The sequence below is a fragment of the Streptomyces sp. NPDC030893 genome (assembly GCF_055571535.1).
Genome location: NZ_JBVIFC010000006.1, coordinates 33,656 through 54,602, shown reverse-complemented (window position 1 = coordinate 54,602; position 20,947 = coordinate 33,656). Strand labels below are relative to the sequence as shown.

General features: G+C 69.2%; 15 protein-coding genes. 2 read left to right on the top strand and 13 right to left on the bottom strand.

Features of this window, described 5'->3' with window-relative positions; all coding sequences use genetic code 11:
• Positions 1 to 3: 3 nt before the first annotated feature.
• Both ACZ434_RS14325 and ACZ434_RS14320 read right to left on the bottom strand, forming a co-directional pair.
• Positions 4 to 1,452, bottom strand: coding sequence for an amidase (locus tag ACZ434_RS14325; RefSeq protein WP_468455413.1), 1,449 nt, complete (start codon positions 1,450 to 1,452; stop codon positions 4 to 6).
• 86 nt (positions 1,453 to 1,538) lie between these two features.
• Positions 1,539 to 1,733, bottom strand: a complete 195-nt coding sequence (locus tag ACZ434_RS14320; RefSeq protein WP_042172665.1) for a hypothetical protein — start codon at positions 1,731 to 1,733, stop codon at positions 1,539 to 1,541.
• A gap of 176 nt (positions 1,734 to 1,909) precedes the next feature.
• On the opposite strand from ACZ434_RS14320, the gene ACZ434_RS14315 reads away from it, so the two are divergent.
• The gene (locus tag ACZ434_RS14315) at positions 1,910 to 4,048 is read left to right on the top strand and encodes a S9 family peptidase (RefSeq protein ID WP_468455410.1); all 2,139 of its coding nucleotides are present in this window, start codon (positions 1,910 to 1,912) and stop codon (positions 4,046 to 4,048) included.
• A gap of 106 nt (positions 4,049 to 4,154) precedes the next feature.
• Here ACZ434_RS14315 and ACZ434_RS14310 read toward each other — a convergent pair whose 3' ends face one another.
• The 10 genes from ACZ434_RS14310 to ACZ434_RS14265 form a co-directional block, all read right to left on the bottom strand.
• Entirely contained in the window at positions 4,155 to 5,204 is a 1,050-nt protein-coding gene (locus tag ACZ434_RS14310) for an ABC transporter ATP-binding protein (RefSeq protein WP_468455407.1), read from the bottom strand.
• On the bottom strand, positions 5,197 to 6,171 hold the full coding sequence (locus tag ACZ434_RS14305) for an ABC transporter ATP-binding protein (protein ID WP_468455405.1): 975 nt from the start codon (positions 6,169 to 6,171) through the stop codon (positions 5,197 to 5,199). Before ACZ434_RS14305 ends, ACZ434_RS14310 begins: the two co-directional genes overlap by 8 nt.
• A gap of 6 nt (positions 6,172 to 6,177) precedes the next feature.
• Complete coding sequence (locus ACZ434_RS14300; protein ID WP_468455403.1) at positions 6,178 to 7,158, bottom strand: ABC transporter permease; 981 nt, start codon at positions 7,156 to 7,158, stop codon at positions 6,178 to 6,180.
• Entirely contained in the window at positions 7,151 to 8,074 is a 924-nt protein-coding gene (locus ACZ434_RS14295; protein WP_468455401.1) for an ABC transporter permease, read from the bottom strand. Before ACZ434_RS14295 ends, ACZ434_RS14300 begins: the two co-directional genes overlap by 8 nt.
• Before the next feature lie 6 nt (positions 8,075 to 8,080).
• On the bottom strand, positions 8,081 to 9,709 hold the full coding sequence (locus ACZ434_RS14290) for a peptide ABC transporter substrate-binding protein (RefSeq protein WP_468455399.1): 1,629 nt from the start codon (positions 9,707 to 9,709) through the stop codon (positions 8,081 to 8,083).
• Between the two features lie 196 nt (positions 9,710 to 9,905).
• Entirely contained in the window at positions 9,906 to 11,027 is a 1,122-nt protein-coding gene (locus tag ACZ434_RS14285) for an ABC transporter ATP-binding protein (RefSeq protein ID WP_468455396.1), read from the bottom strand.
• A 15-nt stretch (positions 11,028 to 11,042) separates the two neighbouring features.
• On the bottom strand, positions 11,043 to 12,104 hold the full coding sequence (locus ACZ434_RS14280) for an ABC transporter ATP-binding protein (RefSeq protein ID WP_468455394.1): 1,062 nt from the start codon (positions 12,102 to 12,104) through the stop codon (positions 11,043 to 11,045).
• A 10-nt stretch (positions 12,105 to 12,114) separates the two neighbouring features.
• On the bottom strand, positions 12,115 to 13,092 hold the full coding sequence (locus ACZ434_RS14275; RefSeq protein WP_468455392.1) for an ABC transporter permease: 978 nt from the start codon (positions 13,090 to 13,092) through the stop codon (positions 12,115 to 12,117).
• A gap of 104 nt (positions 13,093 to 13,196) precedes the next feature.
• Positions 13,197 to 14,999 (bottom strand): ABC transporter substrate-binding protein, encoded by a 1,803-nt coding sequence (locus ACZ434_RS14270; protein WP_468455390.1) that lies wholly within the window; start codon positions 14,997 to 14,999, stop codon positions 13,197 to 13,199.
• 100 nt (positions 15,000 to 15,099) lie between these two features.
• Complete coding sequence (locus ACZ434_RS14265) at positions 15,100 to 16,146, bottom strand: ABC transporter permease (RefSeq protein ID WP_468455388.1); 1,047 nt, start codon at positions 16,144 to 16,146, stop codon at positions 15,100 to 15,102.
• A 442-nt stretch (positions 16,147 to 16,588) separates the two neighbouring features.
• Between ACZ434_RS14265 and typA the strand changes: the two genes are divergently transcribed.
• Positions 16,589 to 18,505, top strand: coding sequence for a translational GTPase TypA (typA, locus tag ACZ434_RS14260; protein WP_468455386.1), 1,917 nt, complete (start codon positions 16,589 to 16,591; stop codon positions 18,503 to 18,505).
• Positions 18,506 to 18,577: 72 nt separating this feature from the next.
• On the opposite strand, the gene ACZ434_RS14255 is transcribed toward typA, so the two are convergent.
• The gene (locus tag ACZ434_RS14255; RefSeq protein ID WP_468455384.1) at positions 18,578 to 20,866 is read right to left on the bottom strand and encodes an ABC transporter family substrate-binding protein; all 2,289 of its coding nucleotides are present in this window, start codon (positions 20,864 to 20,866) and stop codon (positions 18,578 to 18,580) included.
• Positions 20,867 to 20,947 lie beyond the last annotated feature (81 nt).

Below are 20,947 nucleotides of genomic sequence, written 5' to 3'. Positions count from 1 at the left end.
CCGTCAGGCGTCCCGCAGGCTGCGGAACGGCTGGTCCGCCTCCAGTTCGAATGCCAGTTCCAGGAGCTTGCGTTCCGCGCCCGGGCGGCCCGAGAACATCACGCCGATGGGGAGGCCGGACGGGGTCGTGTGGGTGGCCGGGACGGAGATCGCCGGGGTGCCGACGACGTTGTTGACCGGGGTGAACGACACGTAGTCCACGAGGCGTTGGACCAGGGTGTCGTAGGGGACGGTCGGGTTGAGGTGGCCGAGCGGCGGGGTGGTGTGGGCGAGGACCGGGGAGAGGATCAGGTCGAGGCCGCGGAGCGCCGCCGCGTAGGCCAGCCGGGTGCGCTTCAGCCGGCGCAGTACGCCCGGTGTGTTCCGCCAGTTGCCCAGGTACGTCTCGCGCAGGCCCCGGCTCAGGCCGTCCATGCGGTTCCGGTCGAAGTCCGCGCCGAGCTTCCTGCCCGTGACGCCGAGCAGGAACGACAGCAGGCCCCAGTAGGTGAGGAAGTCGTCGGTGAAGTGCGGGTCGATGGCCAGTTCCACGGGTTCCACGGTGTGCCCGAGCCGCTCCAGGCGCTCGGCCGTCTCCGTCACCGCCGTCCGGGTGTCCGCGTCGGAGCGGATGCCGTTCGGGGAGTCGACCAGGAGGCCGATGCGCAGCCGGCGGTCCGAGGGGCCCTCGACCAGGCCGACGGGCGGCAGCTTGGGGTTCCACCAGTGCTCTTCCGCGGCGGCCAGCCACGCCGCGCTGTCGCGGACCGAGCGGCTCACCACGCCGTCGGTGATGAGGTCGATGGGGAGTTGGCGGCCCTGCGCGTTCGCCACCACCCGGCCGCGGGTCGGCTTCAGGCCGACGAGGCCGCAGCAGGCGGCGGGGATGCGGATCGAGCCGCCGCCGTCGTTGGCGTGGGCGATCGGGACCGCGCCCGCGGCGACGAGGGCCGCACTGCCGCCCGAGGAGCCGCCCGCCGAGTGGTCCATGTGCCACGGGTTGCGGACGGGCTCACCGGTCTCGTACTCCGTGGTGGGGCTGAAGCCGAACTCGGGCAGCCTGGTCTTGCCGAGCACCGTGACGCCGGTGCTCAGGAACTGGCGGGTGAACGGGGCGTGCCGCCGCGCGGCGCGGGGCGCGAAGGCGGCGCTGCCGTGACCCGTGGGCAGCCCCTGGTAGTCGGTGTTGTCCTTGACGAAGGTCGGCACCCCGGCGAAGGCACCGCCGGTCGCGGAGCCGTGGACCGGCAGGTCGAGGTGGACCTGGACGGCGTTCAGGGCCTCGGCGGCCCGGACGCGTGCCGACGCGTCACGGGCGGCCTCGGCCGCGCTCACCTCGCCCCGGCGGATCGCCCGGGCGAGGCCGACCGCGTCGTGGTCGCCGAGGGCGTCGTCCCGGAAGACGTGCACCCTGGTGCGGGCCTCGTTCCGTGCCTCGCCGCGTTCCTGGCTCTGTTCCTCGGAAGTCGTCACCGTCGGCTCCGCCCTGCGCGCGTGAATGATGGCCCCGCCATCATTGCTTACCGGCGGGTAACACGCGAGGGGGCCGGCGGCGGCGATCAGAAGTTGATGCTGCCGATCATCCCCGCGATGTTCGTCGTGAGCTCACTGATCGTGGGCGCGATCGTCGACGAGGCCATGTAGAAGCCGAGCAGCATGCACACCACGGCGTGGCCTGCCTTCAGGCCCGACTTCTTGATGAGCAGGAAGACGATGATCGCCAGCAGCACCACCGCCGAAATCGAGAGTGCCACGGCGGCTCACCTCCAAGGATCCCAGGGCGCGGGGGTAGGAATATGGGGGCAGATCAAATCCACACAGCAGCCAGCAGGTTCATACCCACTATGCGCTAACGATCATAACTATCCGTACGTGCGCATCGGTCGGCGCACGGCCGCACAAGGGGGCGCATGGCCAATATGGTCAAGGCATGACGACCGAGACCGACTCCTTCCCCCGACGGCACGCCCGTACCCTCCGCTTCACGCTCGGCGCGCCGCGTTCGTTCAGCGTGGCTCCCGACGGCTCGCGTGTCGTGTTCCTCCGCTCGGGTTCCGGTACGGACCGGGCCCATTCACTCTGGGTACTCGACGTGGAGGAGGGCGGGGAGCGCGTGGCGGCCGACCCGCGCGCCCTCCTGGGCGGGGCCTCGGAGCACCTCCCCGCCGAGGAACGGGCGCGACGCGAGCGGAGCCGTGAGGGCGGTGCCGGCATCGTCGGCTACGCCACCGACGCGGCCGTCGAGTTGGCGGCTTTCGCCTTGTCAGGGCGGCTCTTCGCGGCCGAACTGCGGGCCGGTACGGCACGTGAACTGCCCGCCGCGGGGCCGGTGATCGACCCGCGGCCGTCGCCCGACGGGCGGCACGTCGCCTACGTCGCCCGGGGCGCGCTGCGGGTGACCGGGGCCGAGGGGGCGGACGACCGGGCGCTCGCAACCCCCGAGGAGGAGAACGTCACTTACGGTCTCGCGGAGTTCATCGCGGCCGAGGAGATGGGGCGTTCCCGGGGCTTCTGGTGGGCGCCGGAGTCGGACCGGCTGCTGGTGGCGCGGGTGGACGACACGCCGGTGCAGCGGTGGTGGATCTCCGATCCCGCCCATCCGGAACGTGAGCCGCGCCACGTCCGCTACCCGGCCGCCGGCACCCCGAACGCGGACGTGCGGCTGTTCGTGATCGACCTCGCCGGGACCCGTACCGAGGTCTCCTGGGACCGTGCGCGGTATCCCTACCTGGCGCGTGTGCACTGGTCAGCGGCGGGTGCCCCGCTGCTGCTCGTACAGGCGCGCGACCAGCGCGGGCAGCTGATCCTGGCCGTGGACCCGGACTCCGGGGCGACCCGCATGGTGCACGCCGACGAAGATCCAACTTGGCTTGAACTTTTCCCCGGAGTGCCCTGCTGGAGCCCGTCCGGGCAGCTCGTGCGGATCGCGGACGAGGGGGGCGCACGACGACTCGCCGTCGGTGAACGACCGCTCACCGGAGGGCAGTTGCACATCCGCGCGGTGCTCGACGTCTCCGACGACGACGTGCTGGTCTCGGCGTCGGCGGGCGCGGAGGCGGCCGATCCGGAGACCGGCGAGGTGCACGTCCACCGGGTGAACGAGCTCGGCGTGGAGCGCCTCTCCCAGGAGCCGGGCGTGCACTCCGCGGTACGCGCCGGGGGCGTCACCGTGCTCGTCTCCGCCACACCGGACCGGCCAGGTTCCCGGGCGGTGGTCCTGCGTGACGGGAAACCGACGGCGACTGTCCCCTCGTACGCCGAAGACCCCGGTATGTCCCCCCGCGTGACCCTGACCCAGGGGGGCGCACGCCGTATTCCGTGCGCCGTGCTTATGCCTCGGGACTACTCCGGTGACACCCTCCTGCCGGTGCTCATGGACCCCTATGGCGGTCCGCACGGGCAGCGGGTGGTCGCCGCCCACAACCCGCACCTGACCTCCCAGTGGTTCGCCGACCAGGGGTTCGCGGTGATCGTCGCGGACGGGCGGGGCACCCCGGGCCGCTCGCCCGCCTGGGAGAAGTCCATCAGGGACGACATCGCCGAGATCGTCGTCCAGGACCAGGTCGACGCGCTCCAGGCGCTCGCCGCCGACTTCCCGCTCGACCTGGACCGCGTCGCCGTCCGGGGCTGGTCCTTCGGCGGCTACCTGGCGGCCCTCGCCGCGCTGCGCCGCCCCGACGTCTTCCACGCGGCCGTGGTGGGCGCCCCGGTCACCGACCTCCGCCACTACGACACCCACTACCAGGAACGCTACGCCGGCCACCCCGGCGAGCAGCCGGACGTCTACCGCCGCAACTCGGTGATCGACGACGCGGGCCTGGTCGACGCCGCCGAACCGCACCGCCCGATGATGGTCATCCACGGGCTGGTGGACGACAACGTGGTCGTCGCGCACTCCCTGCGGCTGTCCTCCGCCCTGCTGGCGGCCGGCCGCCCGCACGAGGTGCTGCCGTTGTCCGGCGTCACGCACATGACTCCGCAGGAGGAGGTCGCCGAGAACCTGCTCCGCCTCCAGCTCGACTTCCTCCGGCACTCGCTCGGCCTGCCGAACGGGGACGCACCGCGTTAACACGCGCGCAACTCCGCGGAAGCGGTTCCGATATACGGACACGGAACCCTGAAGGGCGTACGGCCGTGCGGGTGCCGTGAGCGGGCCGGGGTGGCATGTCCTCATGTCACCCCGGCCCGTTGCCGTGCCCCTCCGCCGGGACCACGTGCTTCTCCTCCGCGAAGTGACAGGCCGAGTCGTGCGCCGCCGGGCCCCCGGCCTCCTCGAACCAGGCCGGCACCGCGAGCGCCGGCACCTCCAGCGCGCACCGCTCCCGCGCCTTCCAGCAGCGGGTGCGGAAACGGCAGCCCGAGGGGATGTTCGTGGGCGAGGGGACGTCACCGCTGAGGATGATCCGCTCCCGGTGCTCGCGGGCCTCCGGGTCCGGTACGGGGACGGCGGAGAGCAGCGCCTGCGTGTACGGGTGCGTGGGATGGTCGTAGATCTCGGTGTCCGTGCCGGTCTCCACGATCCGGCCGAGGTACATCACCCCGACCCGGTCCGAGATGTGCCGGACGATCGACAGGTCGTGCGCGATGAAGATGTAGGCCAGGTCGAACTCGCTCTGCAGCCGGTCCATCAGGTTGATGACCTGCGCCTGCACCGAGACGTCCAGCGCGGACACCGGCTCGTCGGCGACGATCACCTCGGGGCGCAGCGCCAACCCCCGTGCGATGCCGATGCGCTGGCGCTGGCCGCCGGAGAACTGGTGCGGGTAGCGGTTGATGTACTCCGGGTTGAGGCCGACCACGTCGAGCAGCTCGCGCACCTTCCGGCGCCGGTCGCCCTTGGGGGCCACCTCGGGATGGATGTCGTACGGCTCCCCGATGATGTCCCCCACCGTCATCCGGGGGTTGAGGGAGGTGTACGGGTCCTGGAACACCATCTGGATGTTGCGGCGTACGGACTTGAGCGCCCTGCCCGACAGGCGGGTGATGTCCTCGCCCTTGTAACGGATCGAACCGGCCGTCGGGCGCTCCAGGTTGACCAGCATCTTCGCGACCGTCGACTTGCCGCAGCCGGACTCCCCGACGATGCCCAGCGTCTCGCCCCGGCCGAGGTGGAAGTCCACGCCGTCGACCGCGCGCACGGCGCCGACCTGCTTGCGGAAGACGACGCCCCGGGTGAGCGGGTAGTGCTTGACCAGGCCGGAGACCTCCAGGATCGGCTCAGCCATCCAGGCACTCCCTCCAGAAGTGGCAGGCGCTCCCCCGCACCGGCGACACCTCGTACAGCGGCGGCTCGTCGGTGCGGCAGACGTCCCGGGCCAGCGGGCAGCGCGGGTGGAAGGCGCAGCCCGGCGGGATGTTCATGAGGTTGGGCGGCAGGCCCTTGATGGCGTAGAGCTCCCGGCCCTTCTGGTCCAGGCGCGGGATGGACTCCAGCAGACCGCGCGTGTACGGGTGGGCGGGGGCCTTGTAGATGTCGTGGACGGGCGCCGACTCCACGATCCGGCCCGCGTACATCACGGCGATGCGGTCGGCGACGTCGGCGACCACGCCCAGGTCGTGGGTGATGAGGATGAGGCCCATGCGGTACTCGCGCTGGAGTTCCGCGAGCAGCTCCATGACCTGGGCCTGGACGGTGACGTCGAGGGCGGTGGTCGGTTCGTCGGCGATGATCAGGGCGGGTTCCAGGGCCAGCGCCATCGCGATCATGATGCGCTGGCGCATGCCGCCGGAGAACTGGTGCGGGTACTGCTTGACCCGCTCCCGGGCGGCGGGGATGCGCACCCGGTCCATCAGTTCGACCGCCTTGGCCCGGGCGTCCTTGCGGGACATGCCCCGGTGCACGGTGAACATCTCGCCGAGCTGGTCGCCGACGCTGATGACCGGGTTCAGGGACGACAGCGCGTCCTGGAAGATCATCGCCATCTCGGCGCCGCGGACCCTCCGGCGTTCGTCCTCCTTGAGCCTCAGCAGGTCGCGGCCCTGGAAGATCACCTCGCCGCCGGTGATCCGGCCGGGCGGGATGTCGAGGATGCCCATGACGGCCTGCGCGGTCACCGACTTGCCGGAGCCGGACTCGCCGAGCACGGCCAGGGTCTCGCCGGCGTCCACGCCGTAGCTGACCCCGTTGACGGCCTTGGCGACCCCGTCGCGGGTGTGGAACTCCACGTGCAGGTCGCGCACTTCGAGCAGCACGGCGGCTCACCTCAGCTTCGGGTCGAGGGCGTCGCGCACCGCGTCGCCGAGCATGATGAACGCCAGGACGGTGATCGCGAGGGCCCCGGAGGGCCACAGCAGCGCGTGCGGGGCGTTGCGGATGTACGGGGAGGCGGCGGAGATGTCGATGCCCCAGGAGACGCTGGGCGGCTTCAGGCCGACGCCGAGGTAGGACAGGGTCGCCTCCAGCGAGATGTAGGTGCCGAGCGCGATGGTCGCGACGACGATGACGGGCGCGATGGCGTTGGGCGCGATGTGCCGCAGCATCAGGCGGGTGTGGGAGGCGCCGAGGGCCCGCGCGGCCTGGACGTAGTCGTTCTGTTTGGCGGTGATGACGGAGCCGCGGGCGATGCGGGAGATCTGCGGCCAGCCCAGCAGCACGATGAACCCGATGACCGGCCAGATGGTGTTGCTGGTGATGACGGACAGCAGCACCAGTCCGCCGAGGACGACCGGGATGGCGAAGAAGACGTCGGTGATGCGGGACAGGATCGAGTCCGCGATGCCGCCGAAGAACCCGGCGAGGGCGCCCAGGACGCTGCCGAGGACGGCGACGCCCAGGGTGGCGAGGACGCCGACCGCCACGGACGTACGGGCGCCGTAGACGGTGCGGGTGTAGACGTCGCAGCCCTGGCCGTCGAAGCCGAAGGGGTGGCCGGACTGGGAGCCCTGCTGGGCCTTGGACAGGTCGCACTTGAGGGGGCTGCCGGAGGCGATCGCCGAGGGCCACAGGGAGATGAGGACCAGGAAGAGGATGACCAGGGCGGAGACGATGAAGACGGGGTTGCGGCGCAGGTCGCGCCAGGCGTCGGACCACAGGGAGCGCGGCTTGCCCTGCGGTCCGGAGCCGCCGTCGCCCTCCGGCCGCTTCTCCAGGGTCTCGGCCTCCTCGACACCCAGGTCCATGGTGCCGCCCATCCCGGTCCCCGCGATGGCCTGCTCGGGTTCGTGGCGTCCGTCAGGCATAGCGGATCCTCGGGTCGAGTACGGCGTACAGGAGGTCGACGATCAGGTTGGCGACCAGGAACACCAGCACCAGCACGGTGACGAAGCCGACGACGGTCTGCGTGTTCTGCCGGAGGATGCCCTGGTAGAGCTGGTAGCCGACGCCGTGGATGTTGAAGATCCGCTCGGTGACGATGGCGCCGCCCATGAGGAAGCCGATGTCGGCGCCGATGAAGGTGACCACCGGGATGAGGGAGTTGCGCAGCAGGTGCCGCACGACCACCCGGTGGCGGGGCAGGCCCTTGGCGACGGCGGTGCGGACGTAGTCGGAGCGGCGGTTCTCGGCGATGGAGGTGCGGGTCAGCCGGGTGACGTAGGCGAGGGAGACGGAGGCCAGGACGAGGCCGGGCAGGATCAGCTCGTCGAAGGGCGCCTCGGAGGAGACTGAGGGGCGGATCCAGCCCCACTTCACGCCGAGCAGCAGCTGGAGCAGCAGGCCGGTGACGAAGGTGGGCACGGAGATGACGACGAGGGTGAGCAGCAGCACGCCGGTGTCGACGGGCCGGCCCCGGCGCAGTCCGGTGACCACGCCGAGGGTGACGCCGATGACGATCTCGAAGAGGATCGCGATCAGGGTGAGCCGGATGGTGACGGGGAACGCCGTCGCCATCAGCTCGGTGACCTCCTGGCCGTTGAAGGCGGTGCCGAAGTCGCCGGTGAAGACGTTCCCCATGTAGGTCACGTATTGCTCCCAGACCGGCTTGTCGAGGCCGAACTCCTGCTCCAGCCGGGCGGCGGTCGCCGGGTCGCACTGGCGTTCGCCGCACAGTCCGGCGATGGGGTCGCCCATCACGTTGACCATGAGGAAGATCAGCAGCGTGGCCCCGATGAACACCGGGATCATCTGGAGCAGCCGCCGGACGACATAGCGCCCCACGGCGGATCAGCTCACCTTGATCTGGTCGTACACGGGGACGCTGAAGGGGTTGAGCTTGACGTTCGACAGCCGCTCCGACCAGCCGGCGCTGCCGTTCTGGTACCAGAGCGGGATGGCGGCCATGTTGTCGCGGACGACCCCCTCGGCCTGCTGGAACAGGTCGATCGCCTTGGCCGTGTCGGTCTCCTGGTTGGCCTGGTCGACCAGGTCGTCGAACCGCTGGTTGGACCACTTGCCGTCGTTGGAGGAGGCGTCGGTGTAGTAGAGCGGCTGGAGGAAGTTCTGGATGAGCGGGTAGTCCATCTGCCAGCCGGCCCGGAACGGGCCGGTCATCTTCCGGTCGGTGATCTCGTTGCGGAAGTCGGCGAAGGTGCCGACCGGGTTGCCGGTGCAGGCCCGCTCGTCGTCCAGCGCGTTGTTGATGGAGTTGCAGACGGCGTTGACCCATTCGCGGTGGGAGCCGGTGTCCGCGTTGTAGGTGATCGTCACCCGGCCGCCGGGCAGCCCGCCGCCCTCCTCGACGAGCCGCTTGGCCTCGTCGGGCTTGAACTCGCAGAATTCCCCGCACAGCCCGGCCTGGTAGCCGCCGTCCTCGCCGAGGACGGGTGAGGTCCAGTCGGTGGCGGGGGTGCGGGTCTTCTGGAAGATGGTGTCGGTGATCTGCTTGCGGTCGATCGCCATGGACAGGCCCTTGCGGACCTGCTCCGCGCCGGGCCGGTTCCAGTCCTCGTCGTAGAAGGGGAAGGCGAGGGTCTGGATGATGCCGGCGGGGGTGTTCAGGTAGCGGTCGCCGAGGTCGTTGCGCACGTTCCTCAGCTGGGCCGCGGGGACGTCGTCGACCAGGTCGAGGTTGCCGGCCATCAGGTCGGTGTAGGCGGTGTTGTTGTCGGTGTACACCTTGAGGTCGACGCCGCCGTTCTGCGCCTTGTCCTCGCCGGGGTAGTCGTCCCACTTGCGCAGCGACATCTGCGAGCCACGCGTGTACGAGTCGACCAGGTACGGGCCGTTGCCGATGGGCTTCTTCACCCAGGCGTCGTGGTCGTCGAAGAAGGCGCGGGGCAGCGGGACGAAGGCGTTGTAGCCGAGGGTGTCGGGGAAGGTCGAGAACTTCTGGGTGAGCGCGACGGTGAACGTCCGGTCGCCGGTGACCTTCAGCCCGGACAGGGTGTCGGCGGTCTGCTCGCCCTCCTCGGGGTGGACCGCGTCGTAGCCCTGGATGTAGCCGAAGAAGTACGAGTTGCGCTGGTTGTTGCGCAGGCTCGCGCCGTAGTTCCAGGCGTCGACGAAGGACCGGGCGGTGACCGGCTCGCCGTTGCTGAAGGTCCAGCCGTCCTTGACAGTGATGGTGAAGTTCTGCGAGTCGTCGGTCTCGATCTTCTCGGCGAGCATGTCCTGGGCCTCGCCGGTCTCCGGGTCGTACCGCTTCAGCCCCCGGAAGATCATGTCGAGGACCTTGCCGCCCTGCACCTCGTTGGTGTTCGACGGCTCCAGCGGGTTCTGCGGATCGCCCCAGGAGGCGCTCAGCACCGCGCCCGAGTCACTGCCGCCGCCGTCCCCGCCCCCTCCGCAGGCCGTCGCGGCGAGGGCGAGCGCCATCGCGCAAGCGGCCCATGTGACGTGCGTGGCTCCGCGCATGGGGTGCCTCCTCGTACGTGCGCTGATCCTTTACGCCAATATCGGCGCACAGGGTGCGTCACGCACATGTACGGCACCTGTTCGGGGACGACTCCAGCCATATGCACGCACGGGCGCCCTTCGAGCGCCCCCTGAACGGACGACGGCTGCCGTCCACCCCCGGGGGTGAACGGCAGCCGTGACGTCCGACGAGGTGTCAGTCCTTCTTGTCGGTCGAGTCCTCCAGGGCCTTCAGCGCCGGGTCGAGGACGACGTCCTCGCCGCGGGCCTCCGTCGTCGGGTCCTCCGGGAAGTGGCAGGCCGTCAGGTGGCCGTCACGGTTGCCGGAGATCTGCACCAGCGGCGGCTCCTCCGTGGCGCACTTGTCCTGCGCCTTCCAGCACCGGGTGCGGAAGCGGCAGCCGGACGGCGGCATGATCGGCGAGGGCACGTCGCCGAAGAGGCGGATGCGCTCCCGGTCCTCCGTCTCGTCGTCCATCGCCACCTCGGGCACGGCCGACAGCAGGGCGTGGGTGTAGGGGTGACGGGGACGGTTGTAGATGGAGTCCCGGTCGCCGACCTCGACCACCTTGCCGAGGTACATCACGGCCACGCGCTGCGAGAAGTGCCGGACCACCGCCAGGTCGTGGGCGATGAACAGGAAGGCGATGCCCAGCTCTTCCTGGACCTTCTGGAGCAGGTTGACGACCTGCGCCTGGATGGAGACGTCCAGGGCGGAGACCGGCTCGTCCGCGACGATCAGCTTCGGGCTGAGCGCGAGGGCACGGGCGACGCCGATGCGCTGGCGCTGGCCGCCGGAGAACTCGTGCGGGAAGCGGTTGTAGTGCTCGGGGTTGAGGCCGACGAGCTCGAGCAGCTCGCGCACCTTCTTCTCCCGGCCGCCCGCGGGGTCGATCCCGTTGACCTCCATCGGCGACTTGATGATGGTGCCGACGGTCTGCCGCGGGTTCAGCGACGAGTACGGGTCCTGGAAGATCATCTGGATCTCGGACCGGACCGGCGCGAGCTGCCTGCGCTTGGCGTGCGTGATGTCCTGGCCGGCGTACTCGATCTTCCCGCCGGTCGGCTCCAGGAGCCGGGTGATGAGCCGGCCGGTGGTCGACTTGCCGCAGCCCGACTCACCCACCAGGCCGACGCTCTCGCCGACGCCGACGGTCAGGTCGACGTTGTCGACGGCCTGGACGGCGCCGACCTTCCGCTTGATCGGAAAGCCGCCGTAGATCGGGAAGTGCTTGGTCAGGCCCTCCACCTTCAGCAGCGTCTCGGTGGACGCGCCGGTGGAGCCCTGCTGTGCGGGGAGGGTGAGGTTGTCGCTCATGTCTCGGATCTCTCCCTAGCGCAGCCGGGGCTGGATCGTGTCGATGAATATGGTCTGCTTCTGCTCCGCCGTCAGGTGACAGGCAGCGGCCCGGCCTTCGCCGAGCGGCGGGCGCTCGGTGCTGCAGCGGTTGCCCGACACCTTGTCCGTGAAGGCGCAGCGCGGGTGGAAGGGGCAGCCGGAGGGCGGGTTCAGCAGGCTGGGCGGCGATCCGGGGATCGGGTTGAGGGCCTGCGAGACGTCGGCGCCCAGGCGCGGCATCGAGCTGAGCAGGCCCCAGGTGTAGGGGTGCTTCGGCGCGCGCAGCACCTCGCGGACGCCGCCGCGCTCCACGGCCCGGCCCGAGTACATCACCAGCAGGTCGTCGGCCATGTCGGAGATGACGCCGAGGTCGTGGGTGATGAAGATGATGCCCGTGCCGAACTCCTGCTGGAGGTCCTTCAGCAGGTCGAGGATCTGGGCCTGCACCGTCACGTCCAGGGCCGTGGTCGGCTCGTCCGCGATCAGCAGGTCGGGGTCGCAGACCAGCGCCATGGCGATCATGGCGCGCTGGCGCATACCGCCGGAGAACTGGTGCGGGTAGTCGTCCACCCGGGACTCGGGCTGCGGGATGCCGACCTTGGTCAGCATCTCGATCGCCCGCGCCCGGGCCTCCTTCTTGGAGGCGCCGGTGTGCTTCATGAACGGCTCGGCGATCTGCCGGCCCACCGTGTAGTACGGCGAGAGCGCCGTCAGCGGGTCCTGGAAGATCATCGCCACCTTGTTGCCGCGGAGCCTCTCCAGCTCCTTCTCGGGGGCGGTGACCAGGTCCTGCCCCTCGAGGAGGATCTCGCCCTCGACGGTGGTGGTCTTGGGGTTGTGCAGGCCCAGGACGGTCAGGTTGGTCACGGACTTGCCGGAGCCCGACTCGCCGACGATGCCGAGGGTCTTGCCGCGCTCGACATCGAAGGACAGTCCGTCGACCGCCTTGACGACGCCGTCCTCGGTGGAGAACCGCACCCTGAGGTCGCGGACCGAGAGGAAGGAGTCCGGCCCGGTCGGGGCCTTCTCGCCTTCGGTCTTGGTCAGTGTGGTCACGGTATGTCTCCTAGCTGAGCCGCACGCGCGGGTCGATGTACGCGTAGACGAGGTCCACGAGGATGTTCAGGAGCAGGATGAAGAACGCCCCGAACAGCATGACGCCCATGGTCACCGGCAGGTCCTTCGTCAGCGACGAATCCACCGCGAGACGGCCGATTCCGGCCAGGTCGAACGTGAACTCCGTGACCACCGCGCCGGACAGCAGCGCGCTGAGGTCGATACCGAGGATGGTGACGATCGGAATGAGCGAACCGCGCCAGGCGTAGCGGAAGAAGACGTAGCTCTGCTTCATGCCCTTGGCGCGGGCGGTGCGGACGTGCTCTTCCTGGAGCTGCTCGATCATCGTCGAGCGCGACATACGGGTGTACTGCGCGGTGAAGATGGTGGCCATCACCGCCCACGGGATCAGCATGCCGGCGGCCCAGGTGAGCGGGTTCTCGGTGAAGGGGTGGTACTTGGGGTTGTCCAGCCAGCCCGTCTGGTAGACGACGATGCCGAGGACGATCGGGCCGAGGAAGTAGATCTGGAACGAGCTGAGCACGATGGAGGCGCCGCTGACGAGCTTGTCGGCGTACGTGCCGCGCTTCCAGGCGGCCAGCAGGCCGGAGCCGAGACCGACGATGAGGAAGATCACCAGGCCGCCGACGGTCAGCGACAGGGTCAGCGGGAACCGGTCCATGATCGAGTCCCAGACGAACTCACCGGTCTCGAAGGACTGGCCGAGGCAGGGTGCCGCACAGTGTCCGGTCGCGAAGTCCCGCCCTGCGACGATGCCCGTCATGAACTCCCAGAACTGGGTGGTGATGGGCTTGTCCAGCCCGAGGTTCTCGCGGATCACGGCGAGGTTCTCGGGCGAGCAGTTCTTGCCGCAGGACAGCGCAGCGAAGTCCTGAGGAACCGTATAGAACAGGAAGAACGTGAAGGCGCCGATCAGGAACATGATGACGACGGCGCCGATCAGCCTGCGGATGAGGAACTGAAGCATGGCGGGTGGATGCTCTCTTCGAAACGCGGCGGCAGGGAGGGGGTACCGTCCGCGGGGGTGCGCTCCGCCTGGCGCACACCCCCGCGGTCAGCCTAGCTGACGGGTTACGGCTGCTTCAGGTACAGGTCGTTGATGTCGATGTAGCTCGACTCGGTGCTGTACTTGGCGCCGCCGATGTTCGAACCGAACAGCTGCATCTGCTTCGAGTAGTAGACCGGAGCGGCCGGGTTGATCTCCTCGACGATGCGGTGGTGCGCCTCCTCCCAGGTCTTCGCGGCCTCCTCGGGCTGCTGGACCAGGGCCTTGTTGATCAGGTCGTTGACCTGGGGGTCGTTGATGTGCGAGTAGTTCGACGCACCGTCGGCGACCAGCTGGCCGTCGTAGACCGGGGTGACGACCGTGGACGGGGAGGACCAGTCCTGGCCCCAGCCGGTCATGTAGATGTCGTACGGGTTGTCCAGCTTGCCGACCTGCTCGTAGAAGCTGGCCCGGTCGATCTCCTTGGCCTGGACGTCGAAGCCGATCTTCTCGAGCGCGTCCTTGATGATGACCTGCTGCGCCTGGCCACGCGGGGTGTTGGAGTAGGCGTAGCTGATCTTGGTGCCCTCCTTGAAGCCCGCCTCCTTCAGCAGCTGCTTGGCCTTCTCCGGGTCACCGTTGGGCTTCTTCAGCTTGCCGAACGGGTCGTACTCGGGGTCGAAGTTCGGCAGGGTCGGGGCGAACAGACCGCCGGCGACCTCACCGCCGTAGCGGCCACCGTCCGCCTGAACCATGGACTGGTTCGGGATCGCGTAGGTGATCGCGTCGCGGATCTTCTTGTCCTTCAGCCGGTCCAGGTTGAAGGTGAGCTGCCACACGTAGGGCTGGAAGCCCTGGATGGTGCGCTTCTTGGCGTTCGCGTCACCGATGACGGTGGACATCTGCGCCGGGTCCACCGAGTCGGTGAACTGGATGGCGTTCTTCGCCTCGCCCTGGTCGGCGATCAGACGCTTGGTCTGGCTGGCCTGGTCGATGGTGGAGCTGAAGTTGTAGCCGTCCACGTACTGGTGGCGCACGGAGTCGGTCTTCGGGTCCCACTGGTCGTTCTTGACCAGCTTCATCGACTTGCCCGGCTTGTACTCGGCGATCTTGTAGGGGCCGAGCGCGGCGGGGGCGTCGTCGTACTTCTCCTTCGTGTCCTGCTTCTCGGGCACGATGGCGTAGCCGGCCATGGCGAGGGCCTGCGGGAGGTCCGGACGCGGCTTGTCGAACTTGAAGACGACCGTCTTGTCGTCCGGGGTCTCCAGCACGGTGTCCGGCAGGTGCTTGCCCTTGTAGGGGCCGTCCGGCAGCGCCTTGCGGTAGTCGTTGCCCGAGAGCCAGGACTGCACGAACGTCGGGCCGTCGAAGATGACCTTCGAGTACAGGCGCTCGATGGAGTGGCGGACGTCGGCCGAGGTGATGGCGTTGCCGTCCTCGTCCTTGACGCCGTCCTTGAGCGTGTACGTCCAGGTCTTGCCGCCGTCGGTGGTCTTGCCGGAGTCGGTGGCTATGTCACCGACGACCGTCAGGTTGCCCTTGTCGTCCTCCTGGTAGTTCGTCAGACCGCGGTGGATCAGGTTGGCGAACTGGCCGGCGTCGGAGACGTAGATCTGACCCGGGTCCATGTGGGACAGGTCCGACTGCATGTAGACGTTGATGAAACCGCCCGGCTTGGCGCCGGCGACCTCCTCGGCCGGACCGGTGGAAGCGGCGGCGTCACCGTAGGCGACAGGATCCTGCTGCTCGGCGGCGTCCTTCTGGTTCTTCGCGTCGCTCTTGCCCTTGCTGCCACCACCGTTGTCGCTGGAGCAGCCGGTCAGCGCGAGCGAGCCGGCCACGATGGCCACCGCGATGGCACGCGCGGTACGCGTTCTGATGGGCTTCATGATGCCGATGCACCTACCTGTCATTAGTTGTCCACGAGTGCTGCCTAGCGGTCCGGTAGCCCGGCACGGGGGCGGCAGCTCCCCCACCACCAATGGACGATTACCGTCCGGTCTTGGGGTCGAATGCGTCCCGGACGGAGTCTCCGAGAAGGTTGAAGGAGAGAACGAACACCACCAGCGCCACGCCCGGGAAGAACATGAACATCGGGTCCTGCTCGTACACGTCGGCGCCGATGGCGAACATCCGGCCCCAGTCGGGGGTCGGCTCGACGAAGCCGACGCCGATGTACGAGAGGAAGGCGATGGAGAGGATCGTCCCCGGGAGGATGTAGGTGGCCTGCACCAGGATCGGGGTGACGATGTTCGGCAGGATCTCCTTGCGCACGATGCGCCACGGAGAAGCGCCGGACACCTTGGCCGCCTCCACGAACTCCCGCTCGGCGAGCGAGAGTACGGAGCTGCGCACGAGGCGCGCCAGACCCATCCAGCCGAGGAACCACATCACCAGGGTGATCGCCAGGGCCCGCAGGAAGGTGGGGGTCTCGTCCTGCGGGTCGACGAACATGGCGACCACGACGGGCATGAAGGCGATGAAGAACAGCTGCTGCGGGAAGGCCAGGAAGAAGTCCGTGACCCGGCCGAGCCAGTAGTCCACCCGGCCGCCGAAGTAGCCCATGACCATGCCGATGATGACGCCCGTGATCACGCAGAGCGTTGTGACGACCACGGCCATGTACAGCGAGGTCCGCATGCCGTACAGCAGCATCGTGAAGACGTCACGGCCCAGCTTCGGCTCCACACCGAACCAGAACTCGCCCGACATGCCGCCGAAGGATCCGTTCGGCATGGCGAAGTCGTCCAGGAGGAACGGGTAGTCCGGCTCCTGGGCGTACAGCGTGTAGGGGTTCTTGCCGTACAGCTTCGCGATGAGCGGAGCCGCGGCGGAGACGACGAAGAAGAAAATCACTACGCACGCGGAGACGACCCCGGTACGGTCGCGCTTGAAGCGCTGCCACATCAACTGGCCGGGGGAACGACCCTCGGGCTGCTTCTCGCCCTTCACGACCGCGTTCTCACTGGTCGCTGCGAGCTCAGGGTCCAAGACAGCCGCGGACCCGGAGTCCTCGGCCTTGATTGGACTGGTCATCGTGTTCGTCCCCCGGGGGGTTGGGAAGTTGAGCGCAGCACAGATACCGGCAGGTTCTGTGGTTTGGGGGAACTTTCGCCAAGACCGTCAACGCGCGTCAAGGGCGGAAGGCATAGGGATCTCCCTACCGTCCATATTTTGAGCAAAAATTGCAAAGATTGACACCTGCGCGCGCTTGACACCCCCAAAGGCAGCCCGGCAATCCGGACATTTAGGCGCACCATTTTGTTTACATGTCCGAAACGTGTTTCGCTGCACTCCGATATGCGAACGGCTTCCCCCGGTTCACGTGAACCGTCGGGGGCGCCGTCGCTCGCGACGGCGGACGCCGTGGCGGGCCCGTACCATGGGGTGTGGCCGTGGCGTGTGTCAGCCCGGCAGGGCCCGCACACCACAGACGCTCGTGCAGGGCATTCCTCAGCACTCCGGGAGTACGCCTTTTATGGCTCCGTCCGCAACACGTCACGACATCCGCAACGTCGCCATCGTCGCTCACGTCGACCACGGCAAGACCACCATCGTCGACGGCATGCTCAAGCAGGCCGGCGCCTTCGCCGCCCACCAGCTCGACCAGGTCGACGACCGCATGATGGACTCGAACGACCTGGAGCGTGAGAAGGGCATCACGATCCTCGCCAAGAACACGGCGGTGAAGTACCACCCCAAGGACGGCGGGGAGCCCATCACGATCAACATCATCGACACCCCCGGCCACGCCGACTTCGGCGGCGAGGTCGAGCGCGGCCTGTCGATGGTCGACGGTGTCGTACTGCTGGTGGACTCCTCCGAGGGCCCGCTGCCGCAGACCCGCTTCGTGCTGCGCAAGGCGCTGCAGCAGCGGCTGCCGATCATCCTGTGCATCAACAAGACGGACCGTCCGGACGCCCGGATCGACGAGGTCGTCAACGAGACCTACGACCTCTTCCTCGACCTGGACGCCGACGAGGAGCAGATCGAGTTCCCGATCGTCTACGCCTGCGGCCGGGACGGCGTCGCCTCCCTGACCAAGCCGGAGGACGGCACGGTCCCGCCCGACTCCACCAGCCTGGAGCCGTTCTTCTCGACGATCCTGGAGCACATCCCGGCCCCGGTCTACGACGAGGAGGCCCCGCTCCAGGCCCACGTCACCAACCTCGACGCCGACAACTTCCTCGGCCGTATCGCCCTGCTCCGCGTCCACCAGGGCGAGCTGAAGAAGGGGCAGACGGTCGCCTGGATGAAGCGCGACGGCTCGGTCACCAACGTGCGCATCTCCGAGCTGATGATGACCGAGGCGCTCACCCGCAAGCCCGCCGAGAAGGCCGGCCCCGGTGACATCTGCGCCGTCGCCGGCATCCCGGACATCATGATCGGCGAGACCCTGGCCGACCCGGAGAACCCCGTCCCGCTGCCGCTGATCACGGTGGACGAGCCGGCGATCTCCATGACCATCGGCACCAACACCTCCCCGCTGGTCGGCCGCGGCGGCACCGGCAAGGGCGCCGACAACAAGGCGGCCGTCAAGGACCGCAAGGTCACCGCCCGCCAGGTCAAGGACCGCCTGGACCGCGAGCTGATCGGCAACGTCTCGCTGCGCGTCCTGGACACCGACCGCCCCGACGCCTGGGAGGTGCAGGGCCGCGGCGAGCTGGCGCTGGCCATCCTGGTCGAGCAGATGCGCCGCGAGGGCTTCGAGCTCACCGTCGGCAAGCCGCAGGTGGTCACCAGGGAGATCGACGGCAAGCTCCACGAGCCGGTCGAGCGCATGACCATCGACGTCCCCGAGGAGCACATGGGCGCGGTCACGCAGCTCATGGGCGTCCGCAAGGGCCGGATGGACAACATGTCCAACCACGGCTCCGGCTGGGTGCGCATGGAGTTCGTGGTGCCCTCCCGCGGTCTGATCGGCTTCCGTACGGAGTTCCTGACCCAGACCCGCGGCACCGGCATCGGCCACTCCATCCACGAGGGTCACGAGCCCTGGTTCGGGAACCTCGTCACCCGGAACAACGGCTCCCTGGTCGCCGACCGCGCCGGTGCGGTCACCGCCTTCGCGATGACCAACCTCCAGGAGCGCGGGGTGCTGTTCACCGAGCCCGGCACCGAGGTGTACGAGGGCATGATCGTCGGCGAGAACTCGCGCTCCGACGACATGGACGTCAACATCACCAAGGAGAAGAAGCTCACCAACATGCGGTCGTCCACGGCCGATGTGGCCGAGTCGATCGTCCCGCCGCGCAAGCTGTCGCTGGAGCAGTCCCTGGAGTTCTGCCGCGACGACGAGTGCGTGGAGGTCACCCCGGAGGCGATCCGCATCCGCAAGGTGAACCTGGACGCCCGCGAGCGCGCCCGCGCCGCGAGCCGCGCCAAGCACGGCTGACCCCGGCAGGTACGGATACGGAAGCGGCCCACCCCCGAGCGGGGCGGGCCGCTTCCGTACGTGCCCGAGGCGTCAGTCCCCGGCCGACGACTCGGAGCTCTTCGCGCCCGGCGAGCCCGACGGGCCCTGGGCGGACTTCTTCAGGAAGCCCATGTCCTCGAAGACCGGCGTACGGAAGCCGAAGGCGCCCGCGTTGGCCAGGTCGGTGCGGGCCGCGGTGAGCTGGGGGCGCTGGAAGAGGGGGATCGAGCCGGCCGCCGCCCAGATGCGGGAGTCGGCCTTGCGGATCAGGGCGTGCCGCTCGGAGTCGTCGAGGGTGCCGATGGCCTGGTCGAAGAGCTGGTCGACCTGGTCGGTGCCGACCCGGGTCCAGTTCTGCTCGACGTTCAGGGAGCCGTCGGCGGCCGGGACCGGCTTGGAGTAGACGGGGCGGGCGTCGGTGGCGGGGAAGGCGGTCGCGGGCCACGAGTACAGGGCCAGGTCGTACTCGCCGGAGGCGATGTGGTCCTTGAAGTAGCTGTCGTCGTCGACCTTGGAGATGTCGGTGCGGATGCCGATCCTCTCCAGCATTTTCGAGATCCGGCCGGCCACGGTGGCCAGCGTGTCCGAGCCCGGCCCCGAGGGGAGCACGAAGCGGAGCGTGAGCGCCTTGCCGTCCTTCGCGACGGGCGCGTTCCCGGCACGGGCCGGGGCGGCGGTGCCCTTGGGGGCGTAGGCGCCGGGGGCGCTGCCCTGGTTCAGCTGCTGGGTGCCGGTACCGGAGTCGCGGGGGGCCTTGTTGTCGCCGCCGTCGCCGTCCTTGGTGTCGTTGTCCTTGCCGTCCTTGCCCTCGGTGTCCTTGTCCTCGGTGTCCTTGTCCTCGCCGACGATGTACGTGCCGTCGTCGCCGCTCCCGGAGTCCCCGTCGTCACCGGAGGCCTTGTCACTGCCCGAGTCCTCGTCGTTCTCGGAGCCCGCCGCCTTCTCCCCCTCGTCCTTCTCCTGCTTCTCCTCGACCGGTCCTCCCCGCACCCAGCCGGCGTCCGCGAGCAGTGCCCTGGCCTCCTTGGCGTCCTGCTCGCCGAGGGCCCCGCTGCTGTCGGCGTAGGCGGCCTGCCCGGCCAGCGCGAGGTGGCTGCCGACGGGCTCGGCGGGCAGGCCCAGCGGCTTCAGGACCGCCTCGGCGATGGCGCGCCGGTCCAGGGCCCGGGCCACGGCCCGGCGGACCCGCTCGTCGGCCAGGGGCCCGTCGGCGCCGTTGAGGGCGAGCTGGGTGTAGGCGGGCTCCAGTGACGTGCGCACCTCGAAGCCGCCGAGGGCCTTCTGCTGACGGGCGTACTTGGCGGCCTTCTTGCGCTGTTTCTTGCGGGCGGAGATCTCCTCGTCGGCGGCGTCCTCGTCGGAGCCGTGGGCGACCGCCCAGGAGCGCAGCGCGTCCGCGGCGGAGCGGTCGGCGCCGGGGCCCATGAGGGGCGTGCTCCCCTCCCCGCTCCCGTCCTGCGGACTCGCGGCGGCGGTGATCCGGCCGGCCCCGGCCGGGTCGATCTCGGCCAGGTCGAGGGTGCCGGCGCTGAGCGCGGAGATCCGCTTGTCGCGAGGCACCGAGCGCAGCACGATCGTGGAGAGCCTCGCCGGGTCGCCCCACCAGCGCGTGTTGCGGGTGAGGGTGACCTCGTCCTCCTCCGTGTCGACCTTCTTCACCGTGAAGGGACCGGCGGTGACCTTCAGCTTCTTGCGCGCCCCGTCGTTGAAGGCGTCCGGGGTGCCCATGACCTCCTTGGGGTACAGCGGGGTGAAGAGGGACTTCCAGTCGGCGTAGGGGCGGCTGAAAGTGACCTTGACCTCGAGGTTGTTCTTCCCGCGCTCGACCTTCCCGATGCGGTCGTAGCCGGCGTTGCGGGCGGTCCAGTAGGCGGTGTCCTTGCCGGACAGGGCGCGCCACTGGGCGGCGAAGTCGTCGGCGCCGATCTCGCGGCCGTCGCTCCAGACGGCCTGCTGGTTCAGCTTGTAGAGGACCACCTGTTTGGGCTCGGTGTCGACGACCTCGGCGGACTCCAGGTAGTCGGGGTTGCGCACCGCCCGGCCCCGGCCGTCCATCCGGTACAGGGAGGGCAGGACGGCCTGGGCGATCCGGGAGGTGGTGCTGTCGGCGTCCGCCTGGAAGGCGTTCAGGGTGTCCGGGACGGTGTCCACGGCCCAGCGCAGGGTGCCTCCGTCGGCGATCTTCGCCCGGTCGGCCCGTGCGATGTCCGCTCCCGCGAGAGGCTTGCCCGCCGGGTCGTCGGCACCGCAGCCGGCCAGCGCGGGCACCGCGAGCACGCCCGCGGTGAGGAGGGCGACCGAGCGCAGAGCCGCGCGCGGTCCGACGCCGTCGTGGGACATCTCTGAGTACCTCCGGGAAGCCGCGGGCGTTACGATCACTTTTGGTGGTATTTGGAGCTCATCCGATGTATGCGGCCCACT

What these genes read in the sequence shown, in the direction of transcription:
- ACZ434_RS14315 (WP_468455410.1), top strand. Translation starts at nt 1,910, where the DNA reads ATGACGACCGAGACCGACTCCTTCCCCCGACGGCACGCCCGTACCCTC.
- ACZ434_RS14310 (WP_468455407.1), bottom strand. Translation starts at nt 5,204, where the DNA reads ATGGCTGAGCCGATCCTGGAGGTCTCCGGCCTGGTCAAGCACTACCCG.
- ACZ434_RS14300 (WP_468455403.1), bottom strand. Translation starts at nt 7,158, where the DNA reads ATGCCTGACGGACGCCACGAACCCGAGCAGGCCATCGCGGGGACCGGG.
- ACZ434_RS14290 (WP_468455399.1), bottom strand. Translation starts at nt 9,709, where the DNA reads ATGCGCGGAGCCACGCACGTCACATGGGCCGCTTGCGCGATGGCGCTC.
- ACZ434_RS14285 (WP_468455396.1), bottom strand. Translation starts at nt 11,027, where the DNA reads ATGAGCGACAACCTCACCCTCCCCGCACAGCAGGGCTCCACCGGCGCG.
- ACZ434_RS14275 (WP_468455392.1), bottom strand. Translation starts at nt 13,092, where the DNA reads ATGCTTCAGTTCCTCATCCGCAGGCTGATCGGCGCCGTCGTCATCATG.
- ACZ434_RS14270 (WP_468455390.1), bottom strand. Translation starts at nt 14,999, where the DNA reads ATGAAGCCCATCAGAACGCGTACCGCGCGTGCCATCGCGGTGGCCATC.
- ACZ434_RS14265 (WP_468455388.1), bottom strand. Translation starts at nt 16,146, where the DNA reads ATGACCAGTCCAATCAAGGCCGAGGACTCCGGGTCCGCGGCTGTCTTG.
- typA (WP_468455386.1), top strand. Translation starts at nt 16,589, where the DNA reads ATGGCTCCGTCCGCAACACGTCACGACATCCGCAACGTCGCCATCGTC.
- ACZ434_RS14255 (WP_468455384.1), bottom strand. Translation starts at nt 20,866, where the DNA reads ATGTCCCACGACGGCGTCGGACCGCGCGCGGCTCTGCGCTCGGTCGCC.